This is a genomic window from Micromonospora sp. NPDC002296 (genome assembly GCF_040296145.1).
Lineage (GTDB): Bacteria > Actinomycetota > Actinomycetes > Mycobacteriales > Micromonosporaceae > Micromonospora.
Genome location: NZ_JBEOWQ010000003.1, coordinates 116,157 through 130,150, shown reverse-complemented (window position 1 = coordinate 130,150; position 13,994 = coordinate 116,157). Strand labels below are relative to the sequence as shown.

10 protein-coding genes are annotated in these 13,994 nt (G+C 75.4%); 4 read left to right on the top strand and 6 right to left on the bottom strand.

The window, feature by feature from the left end; all coding sequences use genetic code 11:
• Nucleotides 1–345: 345 nt before the first annotated feature.
• Both hpt and ABT023_RS03810 read right to left on the bottom strand, forming a co-directional pair.
• A complete protein-coding gene (gene hpt / locus ABT023_RS03815) occupies nucleotides 346–918 on the bottom strand; it encodes a hypoxanthine phosphoribosyltransferase (protein ID WP_350881361.1) in 573 nt (190 codons plus the stop codon).
• Between the two features lie 99 nt (nucleotides 919–1,017).
• Nucleotides 1,018–1,155: a hypothetical protein gene (locus tag ABT023_RS03810; protein ID WP_350881359.1), complete on the bottom strand. Its 138-nt coding sequence runs from the start codon at nucleotides 1,153–1,155 to the stop codon at nucleotides 1,018–1,020.
• A gap of 151 nt (nucleotides 1,156–1,306) precedes the next feature.
• Between ABT023_RS03810 and ABT023_RS03805 the strand changes: the two genes are divergently transcribed.
• A complete protein-coding gene (locus ABT023_RS03805; RefSeq protein WP_350881357.1) occupies nucleotides 1,307–2,269 on the top strand; it encodes a GlxA family transcriptional regulator in 963 nt (320 codons plus the stop codon).
• Between the two features lie 40 nt (nucleotides 2,270–2,309).
• Here ABT023_RS03805 and tilS read toward each other — a convergent pair whose 3' ends face one another.
• From tilS to dacB, 3 genes are all read right to left on the bottom strand, one after another.
• Entirely contained in the window at nucleotides 2,310–3,371 is a 1,062-nt protein-coding gene (tilS, locus tag ABT023_RS03800) for a tRNA lysidine(34) synthetase TilS (protein ID WP_350881355.1), read from the bottom strand.
• Nucleotides 3,372–3,381: 10 nt separating this feature from the next.
• The gene (locus tag ABT023_RS03795; RefSeq protein ID WP_350881353.1) at nucleotides 3,382–4,449 is read right to left on the bottom strand and encodes an Rv3626c family coenzyme F420 biosynthesis-associated protein; all 1,068 of its coding nucleotides are present in this window, start codon (nucleotides 4,447–4,449) and stop codon (nucleotides 3,382–3,384) included.
• 82 nt (nucleotides 4,450–4,531) lie between these two features.
• Nucleotides 4,532–5,959, bottom strand: coding sequence for a D-alanyl-D-alanine carboxypeptidase/D-alanyl-D-alanine endopeptidase (gene dacB, locus ABT023_RS03790; protein WP_350881625.1), 1,428 nt, complete (start codon nucleotides 5,957–5,959; stop codon nucleotides 4,532–4,534).
• 542 nt (nucleotides 5,960–6,501) lie between these two features.
• Between dacB and ABT023_RS03785 the strand changes: the two genes are divergently transcribed.
• The gene (locus ABT023_RS03785) at nucleotides 6,502–7,008 is read left to right on the top strand and encodes an inorganic diphosphatase (RefSeq protein WP_350881351.1); all 507 of its coding nucleotides are present in this window, start codon (nucleotides 6,502–6,504) and stop codon (nucleotides 7,006–7,008) included.
• A 33-nt stretch (nucleotides 7,009–7,041) separates the two neighbouring features.
• Here ABT023_RS03785 and eccD read toward each other — a convergent pair whose 3' ends face one another.
• A complete protein-coding gene (gene eccD, locus ABT023_RS03780; RefSeq protein ID WP_350881349.1) occupies nucleotides 7,042–8,442 on the bottom strand; it encodes a type VII secretion integral membrane protein EccD in 1,401 nt (466 codons plus the stop codon).
• A 100-nt stretch (nucleotides 8,443–8,542) separates the two neighbouring features.
• Here eccD and eccCa point away from each other — a divergent pair, with 100 nt between their 5' ends.
• Entirely contained in the window at nucleotides 8,543–12,529 is a 3,987-nt protein-coding gene (eccCa, locus tag ABT023_RS03775; RefSeq protein ID WP_350881347.1) for a type VII secretion protein EccCa, read from the top strand.
• 109 nt (nucleotides 12,530–12,638) lie between these two features.
• The gene (gene mycP / locus ABT023_RS03770; RefSeq protein WP_350881345.1) at nucleotides 12,639–13,994 is read left to right on the top strand and encodes a type VII secretion-associated serine protease mycosin; all 1,356 of its coding nucleotides are present in this window, start codon (nucleotides 12,639–12,641) and stop codon (nucleotides 13,992–13,994) included.

Genomic DNA, 13,994 nt, shown 5'->3' with positions numbered 1-13,994 from the left:
TGATCGACGTCCTGACCGTCTGAATGGCTTGTTGCCGCCGAGGCGGCAGCCGCAGCCGCCGTGCGGGCCGGCCTCGACCCCGGGGCGCGCAACTGCCGCGCCACGGTCACTCGACGGTACACCGTGCGCGCGACATGTGAGCTTGCGAGCCCAGCAGTTACGCGTAAGGCGAACCGGGTTTCAGCCGGCGTGGCGGGAGTTCCGCGCCCGGCCACCCGACCGCCCGGTCACACGGGTCGAAGGGCCGGGCGTGGAGAGCTACTCCACGCCACCGCCCCCTACCGTAGACCGATCAGCTGAGAACGCGCTGAACGTCCGCTTGACGGGTACCGACACGAACGGGCCTCACGCCCGTGCGTAGACCTCGGGCTTGAGCACGCCGACGTAGGGCAGCTCGCGGTACCGCTCGCCGAAGTCGAGGCCGTAGCCGACGACGAACTCGGTCGGGATGTCGAATCCGACGTACTTCACCGGCACCGGGACCTTGACCGCGTCCGGCTTGCGGAACAGGGCGACGACCTCGACGCTGGCCGCCGAGCGCGACTCCAGGTAGCGCAGCAGCCAGGAGAGGGTGAGCCCGGAGTCGACGATGTCCTCGATGACCACCACGTGCCGTCCGGCGATGTCGCGGTCCAGGTCCTTGAGGATCCGGACCACGCCGGAGGAGGTGGTGCCCTGGCCGTACGACGAGATGGCCATGAAGTCCAGCTCGGCGGGGGGACCGTGCCGGCCCAGCGCCCGGGCGAAGTCGGCCATGAACATGACCGCGCCCTTGAGCACGCAGACGAGCAGGAGCCCGTCGACGCCCGCGTAGTCAGCCGAGACCTGCTTGGCCAGCTCCGCCGTCTTCTCGCGGATCTGTGCCTCGGAAATGATCACGTGGTCGATGTCGGCGTCGTACCAGGAGCCGTCAGCCATGGCTCCTAGCCTGCCGTATGCCGGATGCCCTCCGTCGGCGGGGCCGCCCCTTTCGACGCGGTCCCGCCGGGATTTTCTCCACATCCGGCGCGAACCGGGTCAGCAGATACTGGATCGCCACCGGCGGCCCTCGTCGGTGGGCTTCCAGTCGGCCGAGTCCCGGGTGTCGGCGCCGAGGCCGGAGGCCGACGCGGCGACGAGGAGGAGCAGGAAGAGCAGGAACGACAGGAATGCCATGGCGGCGCTCGCTTTCGCGGGGTTCTCGGATGTTTTCGCCGCCGGTGCGCACCGGACTGGGACCAGTCTGCGCGCCTGCCCACCTGTCAGACAGTGGCAGTTATGCCACCGGGCCTCGATTTCCTGCCACCAGCACGGTTACCCTCGTCACATGCTCCGATCCGTCGCCATCCTCGCGCTCGACGGGGTGGCCCCGTTCGAGCTGGGAGTGCTCTCCGAAGTCTTCGGCACCGACCGGACCGCCGACGGCTTTCCCGGCTACCGGTTCACCGTCTGTACGTCCGACGGCGCCCAGGTGCGCACCTCCGCCGGGTTCCACCTCACCCCGCACGCCGACCTCGGGCCCATCGAGGACGCCGACCTGGTCGCGGTGCCCGCGCACAACGACTGCACGACCGTGTCCCCCGCCGTACTGGACGCGCTGCGCCGGGCCGACGCGCGTGGCGCATACATGTTGAGCGTCTGCTCCGGGGCGTTCGTGCTCGGTGCGGCCGGGCTGCTCGACGACCGGGAGTGCACCACCCACTGGCGGTACGTCGACGAGTTGCAGCGCCGCCACCCCCGGGCCCGGGTCCGGTGCAACTCGCTCTACGTGGCCGACGGCCGGCTGCTCACCAGCGCCGGCACGGCCGCCGGCATCGACGCCTGCCTCCACCTGGTACGCCAGGAGCACGGCTCGGCCACCGCCACCCGGCTGGCCCGCCGGATGGTCGTCCCGCCGCACCGCGACGGCGGCCAGTCCCAGTACATCGAGGCACCCATCCCGAAGGCCCCCGAGGCACCCACCCTGGAACCCGTGCTGGAGTGGCTGATGGGTCACCTGGACCGCCCGGTCACCGTCGACGGGCTGGCCACCCGGGCCGGGATGACCCCGCGCACCTTCGCCCGCCGGTTCCGCGCCGAGACCGGCACCACGCCCCACGACTGGCTGACCAACCAGCGGGTGCTGCTGGCCCGGCGGCTGTTGGAGGAGACCGGCCTGAGCGTGGAGGGCGTGGCTGGCCGGGCCGGCTTCGGCGACGCGGCTGCCCTGCGCCACCACTTCACCCGCCGGCTGGGCACCACCCCGCACGCCTACCGGGCCACCTTTCGCGACCGCGCCACGATCGGCTGACCATCCCGCAGGCCGGGCCCTGGCCTGCGGCGGCGAGCCGTCAGGCGAGCGGGTCGGCGACGCTTAGCCGGCCGGCACTGCGGACCACCCGGATGCCGCCGGGCAGATGGGTCGCGCCCTGCCCCCGCCAGTCGGTGACCAGTGCGTCCAGCGCGGCGACGTGCCGGTGGGACAGCGCGGCGGGTGCCGCGCCGAGTTCCCGGGCCCAGGCGTGCAGCACCCGGGTCCGGACTGCCGGGGCGAGCCCGGCCAGCGCCTCGACCGACAACCCGCCCTCGGGCACCCGCACACCCGCCGGCGTCTGACCCCTCGCCCCGCCGACGGCAGCCGGACCGGCCGGTACCGCAGGTGCAGGCGTGGTCAGGGCGTCGGCGGCCAGGGCGTCGAGGGCGGCGGTGTCGGCGGCCACCAGGCGGGCGGTCCGGGCGAGGTTGTCCAGCACGGCGGGGCCGAGCGCCCGGACCAGCGCGGGCAGCACGTCGGACCGGACCCGGGCCCGGGCGTACGACGGGTCGGTGTTGTGCGGGTCCTCCCACGGGGTCAGCCCGAGGGCGGCGCACGCTGTGCGGGTCTGCTCGCGGGTCACGTCGAGCAGGGGGCGCAGCAGCGGCACGCCGGACAGGTCCCGTCGGGGCGGCATCCCGGCCAGCCCACGCGGGCCGGCGCCCCGGGCCAGCGCGAGCAGCACCGTCTCGGCCTGGTCGTCGCGGGTGTGCCCGGTGAGCAGCGCCGCCGCCCCGTGCCGCCGGGCCGCCTCGACCAGCGCCTGGTAGCGGGCCTGGCGGGCGGCTGCCTCCGGCCCCCCGGGGCGGCCGTCGACGTCGACCCGTACCGCCTCGGCCGGCGTGAACCCGGCCGTGGCGGCCCAGGCCGCCACGGCGGCGGCCCGCTGGTCGGAGCCGGCCTGGAGGGCGTGGTCCACGGTGACGAGTCCGGCCCGCCGGCCGAGCCGGGGCGCGACGAACGCGGTGGCGGCGGCCAGGGCGAGCGAATCGGCCCCGCCCGAGCAGCCGACCAGCACCGGCCCGTCCCCGACCAGCCCGGTCAGCGCGCGGCGGACCGCGAGCCGGACCGCGGCGACCGACGGGGCGAGCGCGGCCATCGGCGTACGGTCAGCCGACGGTCGGGGTGGCGCCGGCCGGCCCGTGCACCCGGGCGACCCAGGCGTCCGGGTCGCCCAGCTCGTCGAGCCGGGGCAGGGTCAGCGGGGAGTTGAAAATCTTGTTGAAGCCGTCCATGCCGACCCGCTCGACGACGCCGTGGACGAACTTGCGGCCCTCGGCGTACTGGCGCATCTTGACGTCGACGCCGAGCAGCCGGCGGATCGCCTTCTCCAGCGGGTTGCCCGTCTCCCGACGCCGGTTGAACGCGGCCCGGATCCGCTCGACGCTGGGGATGACCTGCGGGCCGACGCCGTCCATCACGAACTCGGCGTGCCCCTCCAGCAGGGTCATCAGCGCGGTGAGCCGGTCGAGCACGGCCCGCTGGGCGGGGGTCTGCACGATGTCCAGCACGCTGGCCCGGCTCTCCGGGTCCTTGACCGCGTCGGAGAGGGTGGCCACCCCCCGGCGCAGCCGCTCGACCAGGTGCTCGCCGCCCTGCGAGGCGTCCACGAACGCCTGCACCTCGCCGAGGAAGTACGCCCGCATCCAGGGCACCGACGTGAACTGGGTGCGGTGGGTCACCTCGTGCAGGCACACCCAGAGCCGGAAGTCACGCGGGTCGGCCCCCAACTTCCGCTCCACCTCGACGATGTTCGGCGCGACCAGCAGCAGTTGGCCGGGGTCACCGGAGAAGACCTCGTACTGGCCGAGGACCCGACCCGACAGGTACGCCAGCACGGTGCCGGCCTGGATTCCGGTGACCCGGGAGCCGATCGCCTCGGTGAGCGGGCCGGGTTGCTTGTCGCCGGCGAGCCGGCCGACCAGCGGGGTGATCACCTCGCGCAGGCCGGCGATGTTTGTCGCCGCCCAGTCCCGTCGGTCCACCACGCGCACCGGCGGGTGCACCACCTGCGAGCGGAGCCCGGTGTAGTCGGCCACGTGCCCGGCCGCCTCGTCGGTCAGTCGCCGCAGCTCGGAAACCACCTCGGTGGCCTCGGAGTACGACACCCGGGGCCCCGACTTGCTCAACGCCCCCGCGGTCGCGGCGGCCAGATCCCAGTCCACGAACTGCGCCATGCACCCCACCGTACCCGCGCCGGAACACCCCCACCTTTCGCCGATGACAGGACATCCCTCCACAAAAGGGTGCCGGGCCGGTTCAGCGGCAGCCGCAGCGGGCCAGCGCGGAGGTGATCCGGTCGAGGGCCCGCCGGGTGTCGTCGAGCGAGTCGGACGGCGCCTGGTCGGTGAGCACGGCGAACGTGAGCAGGCGGCCGTCGACGGTGGTGACCAGCCCGGCGATGGCGTGCACCCGGGTCAGCGTCCCGGTCTTGGCCCGGACCACGCCGGCCCCGGCCACCGTGGCCGGCACCTGGTACCGCCCGCCGAGGGTGCCCGACCAGGCGGCGACCGGCAGGCCGCCGAAGACAGCGGCCAACTCCGGATGGGTGCCGTTGCCGGCGAGCGAGATCAGGTCGGTCAGCAGGGACGGGCTGATCCGGTTGCTCCGGGACAGCCCGCTGCCGTCGGCGAGGGTGATCTCGTTGGCCGACAGGCCCAGCTCGCCGATCACGATGTCCATCGCCGCCGCCCCGCCGACGAAGGACGCCGGCTGGTCGCGGGACAACGCGACCTGCCGGGCCATCGCCTCGGCGATCACGTTGTCACTGTCGGTGATCATAATATCCACCAGCCGGATCACCGGCAGCGACTCGACCTTGCCCAACTCGGCGCCGGGCGCGGGGGCAGCGGCGGACGAGGCCGCGCCGGCTGCCGGGGCGGTGCTCCGCTTCACCTCGGCGGCGGCGCCGGTGAGCCCGAGCAGCCTGGCGAAGGCGCGGCCGGCCACCAGGTCCGGCTGCGGAACCCGCTCCGCCCCGCCGTGGCCGGCGTCGAAGTTCCTCTTCGCGGCCTGCGGGTCCCGGCGCGCGCCGTCGGTCATCAGCGCGCTGATCGCCGCGCCGAACCCGCCGGTGGGAATGTCCGAGTCCCAGCCGGGGCCGTACACCGGGCCGGGGAAGAGCGAGGAGTCGACGGTGACCCGGGTCGGCGCGGTGCCGCCGAGCGCCTGCTTGACCTGTTTGGCCAGGTCGTCGAGGCGGGCCGCGTCGGGGTAGAAGCCGTCGCCGTCCACCGCGAGGGTCGGGTCGCCGCCGCCGACGAGGACCACCTCGCCCGGATTCGCGCCGGCCACCGCCCGGGTGGGGATGCGGTGGCCGGGCCCGCGGGCCTCCAGCACGGCGACGGCGGTGGCCAGCTTGGTCACCGAGGCGGGGACGGTGCCGGCGTCGCCGCCCTGTGAGTAGAGCGACCGGCCGGTCGTCACGTCGGCCACCGACACGTTGACCCGGCCGCCCAGCTCAGGGGCCCGCAGCAGCGGTTCGAGGGCGGCGCGCACCCCGTCCGGGGTGGGCTCGGGGGCGTTGGCGTCCGGGCCGGAGAGCACCGGGACCGGTTCCGGCTCGGCGGCCTCGCCGGTCGCCTGCGGGGTGGCCCGGTCCGCGCCGAGCCAACCGGCGACCGGACCGGGCCGGACCACCGCCAGCCCGGCCCCGACCAGGGCGAGCAGCACCACGGTGGCCAGCACGGCCAGCGGGAGACGCCGGCGGCGGGCCGGCGGCCGGTCGTACCCGGGAGTCGGCCCGACCGGCGGCCCGCCGCCGGCGCCACCGGCCGCTGCCGGTTCCGGCCTGGGTGCGTCGAAGCCGGCGGCCGGGAAGGCCGGCGCCGGTGCCCAGTCGGCCACGGGCGTCCGGTCCGAGGGCCGCCACACGGGCGGCGAGGGCCGCTCCCCGGCCCCGACTATCCGGGCCGTGGCCTCGGGGTCGAAGTCGTCGGCAGGGGGCGGCACGGGGGTACGGGGCAGGTGCGCCTCGGGCACCGGGACCCGCCCGGTCGCGCTCCCGGAACCCGGATGCCCGCCCTTCCGCCCGTCAACCCCCTCCGGGCGATAGTGTGAATCTTCCCTCCCCACAGCCCCCTCCTCCCGGGTGGAAAACAGCTTGGGTGACACTACTTCGGTCCGAAGACTATGCGGCGGCCGGAGCAGGCGGGTGTGCATTCACCTGTCTGGAGAGCGGCGCCACTGGTTTCCGTTAGCCAGCGTGGGCAGACGAGGGAGCGTGGAAGATGGATTTCGACGTCACGGTTGAGATCCCCAAGGGTCACCGCAACAAGTACGAGGTGGACCACGCGACCGGCCGGATCAGGCTGGACCGCACCCTCTTCACGTCCACGCAGTACCCGGCGGACTACGGGTTCATCGAGGGCACCCTGGGCGAGGACGGCGACCCGCTGGACGCGCTCGTGCTGGTCCCCGAGCCCACCTTCCCCGGCTGCCTGATCCGCTGCCGCACCATCGGCATGTTCCGGATGACCGACGAGAAGGGCGGGGACGACAAGGTCCTCTGCGTGCCCTACGAGGACCCGCGTCAGGAGCACCTGCGCGACATCCACCACCTGGGCGAGTTCGACCGGCTGGAGATCCAGCACTTCTTCGAGGTGTACAAGGACCTGGAGCCCGGCAAGTCGGTCGAGGGCGCGACCTGGGTCGGCCGGGTCGAGGCCGAGGCCGAGATCCACAACTCGTACCGGCGCGCCAAGGAGGCCGAGGAGCGGGGCGAGACCCTGCACTGACCACCGGCAGACGTCGACGGGCCCGGGAGCCGCTCAGCCGAGCAGCCCCCGGGCCCGTTCGTACAGGTCGAGCACCGCGCAGGCCACCGGCACCACGGAGACCACCAGCGCGGTGTCGGTCAGGTCCGCCAGCCGACCGACGTACGGCGACACGGGCCGCCGGGCGTACGTGGTGCCGGTGACCACGGCGACCAGGGCCACGACCGGCCCGCCGACGGCCAGCAGCAGCCCTCCGGCCGGACCGGGGCCCACGGCGAGCACCCCGCCGAGCAGGGCGGCCCCGGCCAGCCCGGCGGCCACCGGGGGCACCCGGTGGCGCAGCGCCACGAACAGCCGGGAACGCAGCAGCAGCACGACGGACGCGACCGCCACCAGCAACCGGCCGGCCGTCCCGCCCGTCGCGGCGAGCACCGCCGCCGCCCCGGCCGCCAGTACGGCGTGTCCGATCAGCATCCCGGTCAGCATCTCCTCGGTCCGGGCCACGGCGGCGTACACCCGAGCCCGGTCCGGCAGGTCCCGGGCGGTCTCGGCACCGGGGCTCCCGTCGCCGGGCAGGGTGATCGGCGGCAGCGGCATCCTGCCCAGCCGGATGGCCAGCAGCGGCAGCCCGCCCAGCGCGAAGACCAGGACGCAGACCAGCACCGACGCGGCGCCCTCGGCCGGCAGCGCCAGCCCACCGAGCGCGACGAGCGCGCCGGCCGCCCCGACGGTCGCGCCGGCCACGAAGACCCGGACCCGGCTGGCCACCCCGAGCAGGCCGAGCATCGCCACCAGCAGCAGCGCCACCGAGCCGGCCAGCAGCTCGGGGGCACCCAGCCAGCGCAGCGGCGCAAACGCGCCGACCTGGTCGCCGGAGCTGACCGCGAGGGCGCCGGCCGTGGCGGCGTACGGCAGGGCGTAGCCGCCCAACGTGGCACCGGTGGCGCCGTCGCCGTACGCCCGGGAGGCGACCGCGCCGGCGACGGTGAGCAGCAGCGCCACCGCGAGCGCGACCGGCCAGCCGGCCCGGTGCCCGGGCCCGGCGGCGAGCACGGCGAGCAGCCCGACGGCGAGCGGGACGGCCGCCCCGGCCAGGGCCGCGGCCCGGGTGGCGGCCGGCGACCAGGCCGCGCCCCGGCGGCGGGCCCCGTCGACGATCGCCTCGACCACGTCGTCGTACTCCAGCTCGGGCCATTCGGCGCGGGCCGGCACCAGGTGCAGCACCTCGCCGTCGCGGACCCCCTGGGGCAGCAGCGCCTGGGCGGTGAGCAGTACCGCGCCGTCGGTGCGGCGCAGCACCCAGCCGCCGTGCCGCTCCCCGTCGTCGGCCAACCCCTCGCCGGCGTGCCGGAGCACCTCGGGCAGCAGTTCGGCGAGGGGGACCTGTTCCGGCAGGGCGACGTCGACCCGGCGCTGGGGGGCACTGATCGTGACACGGGCCAGCCCGGTAGTCATCGACGCTTCTCCGTATCGAGGGGGATGGCGGCTGCGCGGACGACAGGACTTTACCTACGATGAGCCAGGCTCGGGTTACCGAGCGCTCTGGGGAGGGCGTATGTCCACTGTCGTCATCAAGCGACCGCCCCGGCGTGCCGCGCCGGAGATCCCGTTCGGCGAGCTGCCCGTCGAGGCGCCGCCGGAGATCCCCGCCGTCACCGGCAGCCGCTGGCAGCAGGCACTGATGGTGCTGCCCATGCTGGGCGGGACGGTCGCGATGGCGATGATGTTCGGGCGGGGCGGCGGGGCCTACTCGTACGTCGTCGGGGGGATGTTCGGGTTGTCCTCCGTGGCGATGCTGGTGACCTCGTGGGGCAGCGCCTCCGGCACCCCGAAGAAGTCGGAGATGATGGCCGCCCGGCGGGAGTACCTGCGGCACCTCACCGCGCTGCGCCGCCGGGTCAGGCGGACCGCCGGGCAGCAACGGGCCGGGCTGCACTACCGGCACCCCGACCCGGGCCGGCTCTGGTCGACCGTGGACAGCCACCGGGTCTGGGAGCGCCGGCCGGCCGACCCCGACTTCGCCGTGGTCCGGGTGGGCCTCGGCCCGCAGACCCTGGCCACCCCGCTGGTCCCGCCGGTCACCCGGCCGTTGGAGGAGCTGGAGCCGATGACCGCCGGCGCGCTGCGCCGGTTCCTGGACGCGTACTCGGTGGTGCCGGGCCTGCCGGTGGCGCTGTCGCTGCGCAGCTTCGCCCGGGTCTACGTCCGGGGCGAGTCGGCCGTCCGGCGCGTCGACGGGCGCGTACGGCCCGACACCGGTTCGCCCGACGCCCAGGCCCTGGCCCGGGCCGTGCTCACCCAGCTCGCGGTCTTCCACGCCCCGGACGAGCTGCTGGTCGCGGTCTGCGCCGGCCCGGAGCGGCGGGCCCTCTGGGAGTGGGTGAAGTGGCTGCCGCACGCCCATCACCCCACCCGCGTCGACGCCGTCGGTGCGGTCCGCCTGGTCACCAGCTCCGCCCCCGAGCTGGAACGGCTCCTCGACGACGTGCTGGCCAGCCGGTCCCGGTTCAGCCCGGCCGGCCCGGCCACCGACGGCCCGCACGTCGTGGTGGTGCTCGACGGCGGCGACCTCACCGGCGCCACCGACCTGGTCGGCGACGGCGGCATCGACGCGGTCACCATCGTCGACCTGGACACCCCGCCGCCGCGCCTGCTCGACCGGTACGCCCTCCTGCTCGACCTGCGCGGCGGCCGGCTGGACTCGCACTCCGTCGAGGGGCACGCCGAGGTGGGTGCGGCCGACCGGCTGGCGCTCGCCGACGCGGAGGCGGTCGCCCGCCGGCTGGCCCCACTGCGGCTGGCCACCGCCGTACGCGGGCCGGACGCCCCGGTCAACGCCGAACTGGGCCTGCCCGAGCTGCTCGGCATCGGCGACCCGGCCGGCTTCAGCGCCGAGCAGGGCTGGGGGCCCCGGTCGGCCCGGGACCGGTTACGGGTGCCGATCGGGGTGGGCACCGACGGCGGGGCGATCGAGCTGGACCTCAAGGAGTCCGCCCAGGACGGGATGGGCCCGCACGGGCTGCTGATCGGGGCAACCGGCTCCGGCAAGTCCGAGCTGCTGCGCACCCTGGTCCTCGGGCTGGCCGCCACGCACAGCTCCGAGCAGCTCAACTTCGTCCTGGTCGACTTCAAGGGCGGGGCAACCTTCGCCTCGTTCGACCGGCTGCCGCACACCGCCGCGGTGATCACCAACCTGGCCGACGCGCTGCCGCTGGTGGACCGGATGGTCGACGCCATCAACGGGGAGCTGGTCCGCCGCCAGGAGTTGCTGCGCCGGGCCGGGAACTTCGCCAGCCTGCGCGACTACGAGCGGGCCCGGGCCGCCGGCAACCCGCTGGCCCCGCTGCCGTCGCTGCTGCTGATCTGCGACGAGTTCTCCGAGCTGCTCTCGGCCAAGCCGGACTTCATCGACCTGTTCGTGCAGATCGGCCGCCTGGGCCGGTCGCTGGGGGTGCACCTGCTGCTGGCCAGTCAGCGGCTGGAGGAGGGACGGCTGCGCGGCCTGGACACCCATCTGTCGTACCGGATCGGGTTGCGCACCTTCTCGGCGCTGGAGTCGCGGACGGTCCTCGGGGTGCCCGACGCGCACGAGCTGCCCCGCTCGCCGGGACACGGCTACCTGCGCTTCGGCACCGAGCCGCTGGTGCGCTTCAAGGCCGCGTACGTGTCCGGGGCGCTACGTCGCCCCGACGGCGCGGCGGGGCGCGGCGGGGCCGGCGTGCCCCGTCTGCTCGCCTTCTCCACCCATGCGGTGCCGGTGTCGGAGCCGGCCGTCCCCGCCCTGACGGCCGCCGCCGCGGCGGACACCGGTGCCGCGAGCCTGCTCGACGTGCTGGTGGGACGGCTGGCCGGGCAGGGCCCGCCGGCCCATCAGGTGTGGCTGGCACCGCTGGGCGACGCGCCCACCCTCGACGAGCTGCTCGGGCCGGTCGGCGCCGACCCGACGCGCGGGCTGGGCTCCGCCAACCCGGAGCTGCACGGCGCGCTCCAGGTGCCGGTGGCCGTCGTCGACAAGCCGTTCGAGCAGCGTCGGGACCTGCTCTGGCTGGCTCTCGGCGGCTCGGCCGGGCACGTCGGCGTGGTCGGCGGCCCGCAGAGCGGCAAGTCGGGCCTGCTACGCACGCTGGTCCTCGCGCTGGCGCTGACCCACACGCCCGGCGAGGCGCAGGTGTACTGCCTGGACTTCGGCGGCGGAGGGCTGGCCGCGCTGCGCGACCTGCCACACGTCGGCGGGGTGTCCGGCCGGACCGACCCGACCGCCGTGCGGCGCACCGTCGGTGAGATGGCCACGCTGCTGGCCGACCGGGAGCGCCGCTTCGCCGCGCTGGGGGTGGAGTCGATGGCGGCGTACCGGCAGCGGCGGGCCGCCCTCGCCGTCGCCGGCCAGCCGACCACCGACCCGTTCGGCGACGTGTTCCTGGTGGTGGACGGCTGGGGCGCCCTGCGCGCCGAGTACGACGACCTGGAGCCCCTGGTCACCGAGCTGGCCACCCGGGGCCTGTCGTACGGGTTGCACGTGGTGGCCGGCTCGCTGCGCTGGACGGACTTCCGCCCCGCCGTCCGGGACCTGTTCGGCTCCCGACTGGAGCTGCGGCTCGGCGACCCGTCGGACTCGCTGCTGGTCCGGCGGGCGGTTGCGGCGGGCGTGCCGGTGAAGACGCCCGGCCGGGGCATCACCGGTGAGGGCCTGCACTTCCTCGCCGCGCTGCCCCGGCTGGCCGGGCCGGACGGGGAGACCGCCACGCTGGTGAAGGCGGTCGCCGGGGCGTGGACCGGGCCGGTCGCGCCCCGGGTCCGGCTGCTCCCGCCGGTGCTGCCGTACGCGGAGCTGGACCTGGCCGGCACGTCCGGGCTGGCGCTGCCGGTCGGGATCGCCGAGGCGGACCTGCGCCCGGTGGTGCTCGACTTCGCCACCGAACCGCACCTGTTGGTCTTCGGGGACGCCGAGTGCGGCAAGTCGTCGTTCCTGCGGGCGCTGGCCGCCACCGTCGTGGACCGGTTCACCCCCGACCAGGCCCGGGTGATCCTGGTGGACTACCGGCGCAGCCTGCTCGGCGCCATCGAGACGGAGCACGAGATCGGCTACGGCACCGACGCCGCCCGCACCGTCGATCTGGTCGAGGCGGCCGCCGGGCACATGCAGCGCCGGCTGCCCGGCCCGGACATCACCCCGGCACAGCTGCGGGAGCGGTCGTGGTGGTCGGGGCCGGAACTGTTCGTGCTGGTCGACGACTACGACCTGGTGGCCAGCGGGCCGGTCAACCCGCTACGCGCGCTGGAGGAGTACCTGCCGCAGGCCCGGGACATCGGCCTGCACCTGGTGCTGGCCCGCCGCGCCGGCGGCGCGACCCGCGGCTACGACCAGTTCCTCCAACAGCTGCGCGAGCTGTCCGCCCCCGGCCTGGTGATGGCCGGCAGCCCGGACGAGGGGCCGCTGGTCGGCCAGGTCCGCCCCGGCCCGCTCCCGCCCGGGCGGGCCCGGCTGGTGACCCGGCGGGAGGGCGTACGCCTGGTCCAGCTCGCCCATCTCCCTCCGCAGTGAACGCCGGCACCGCCCCGGGCCGGCGGCGTTCCGGTGACCTGTTGCGGGATCGGCGTGTGGCGGAGGGGAAAACCGGTAATCTCCGAGCAGCATGTGTCCGCCGCGATGAATGGCTGGGAATGTGACTGGGGATCGGCAGGGCTGTTCGACGACGGCGCGACGGCTCACCCGCCACGCGTTGCTCGGCGCGACGGCGCTCGCGGTGTCGCTCGTCGGTCCGGTTCCGCCGTCGGCGCTCGCCGCGCCGGCCCGCCACGCCCCGCTCGCCGCGCCGCCGGTCGGGGCGACGCCCTGGCGGGTGTCGCCGGTGGACGCGCCGGCCCGGGTCGACCAGGTCCGCGACGAGCAGTGGCAGCTCGACGAGCTGCGGGCGTCGACCGCCTGGCGCACCTCGACCGGGCGCGGCGTCACCGTGGCGGTGATCGACTCCGGGGTGGACGGTTCGCACCCGGACCTGGCCGGTCAGGTGCTGCCCGGCATCGACCTGGTCGACGACGGCGACACCGACGACGGCCCGGACCCGGTCGGGCACGGCACGACGGTGGCCGGCCTGATCGCCGGGCGCGACGACGACGAACGCGGCGCGGTCGGGCTGGCCCCCGACGCGAAGATCCTCCCGGTGCGGGTCCTCGACGACGAGAACCGGTACGACGACGCGATGATCGTCGCCAAGGGGGTCCGTTGGGCCGTGGACAACGGTGCCCGGGTGATCAACCTGTCCCTCGGCGGCGGCGGCGACAGCCCCGCCTTGGCGGCGGCGCTGGACTACGCGTTCGCCCGGGACGTGGTGGTGGTCGCCTGCACCGGCAACCTGGCCGCGTCCTCCGACACCAAGGTCTGGTACCCGGCCCGCGAGCCGGGCGTGATCGCCGTCGCCGGCCTGGAACGCGCCAGCGACAACCTCTGGTCCGGCTCGATCACCGGCCGCGCCACGATCCTCACCGCGCCGGCCACCGGCCTGGTCGGGGCCCGGCCGGGCGGGTACTGGCGGGTGCAGGGCACCAGCTTCGCGACCCCGCTCGTCGCCGCCACCGCCGCCCTGGTCCGGGCCCGCTGGCCGCAGATGTCCGCCGGCGAGGTGGTCAACCGCCTGATCAGCACCGCGCGGGACATCGGGCCCGCCGGCCGCGACGACCGCTTCGGGTACGGCATGGTCGATCCGGTCGTCGCGCTCACCGCAGACGTGCCGTCGGTGCGGCGTAACCCGCTCGACGACCACTCCTCCCCGGGCGTGGTGGGCTTCGGCCCGGCACCCGGCACCACCGAGGAGGAGCCGGTCGCCGGAGCCGGCGCGGACCCGCTCGGCTTCACCGCGCCCCGACAGCAGACCCGTTGGACGGCCCGGCCGGCCGGCGGGCCGGACGGCTCCGACCCGGAACGGGTCTGGACGAGCGTCGCCGTCTCCGCCGCCCTGGCCGCCGGGGCCGTGCTGGTGGCCCGTCGCCTCCGCCGGTCGGTCCGCTGA

Coding starts and splice junctions, on each gene's coding strand:
- hpt (WP_350881361.1), bottom strand. CDS start 918: ATGGCTGACGGCTCCTGGTACGACGCCGACATCGACCACGTGATCATT.
- ABT023_RS03810 (WP_350881359.1), bottom strand. CDS start 1,155: ATGGCATTCCTGTCGTTCCTGCTCTTCCTGCTCCTCCTCGTCGCCGCG.
- ABT023_RS03805 (WP_350881357.1), top strand. CDS start 1,307: ATGCTCCGATCCGTCGCCATCCTCGCGCTCGACGGGGTGGCCCCGTTC.
- tilS (WP_350881355.1), bottom strand. CDS start 3,371: ATGGCCGCGCTCGCCCCGTCGGTCGCCGCGGTCCGGCTCGCGGTCCGC.
- ABT023_RS03795 (WP_350881353.1), bottom strand. CDS start 4,449: ATGGCGCAGTTCGTGGACTGGGATCTGGCCGCCGCGACCGCGGGGGCG.
- ABT023_RS03785 (WP_350881351.1), top strand. CDS start 6,502: ATGGATTTCGACGTCACGGTTGAGATCCCCAAGGGTCACCGCAACAAG.
- eccD (WP_350881349.1), bottom strand. CDS start 8,442: ATGACTACCGGGCTGGCCCGTGTCACGATCAGTGCCCCCCAGCGCCGG.
- eccCa (WP_350881347.1), top strand. CDS start 8,543: ATGTCCACTGTCGTCATCAAGCGACCGCCCCGGCGTGCCGCGCCGGAG.
- mycP (WP_350881345.1), top strand. CDS start 12,639: ATGGCTGGGAATGTGACTGGGGATCGGCAGGGCTGTTCGACGACGGCG.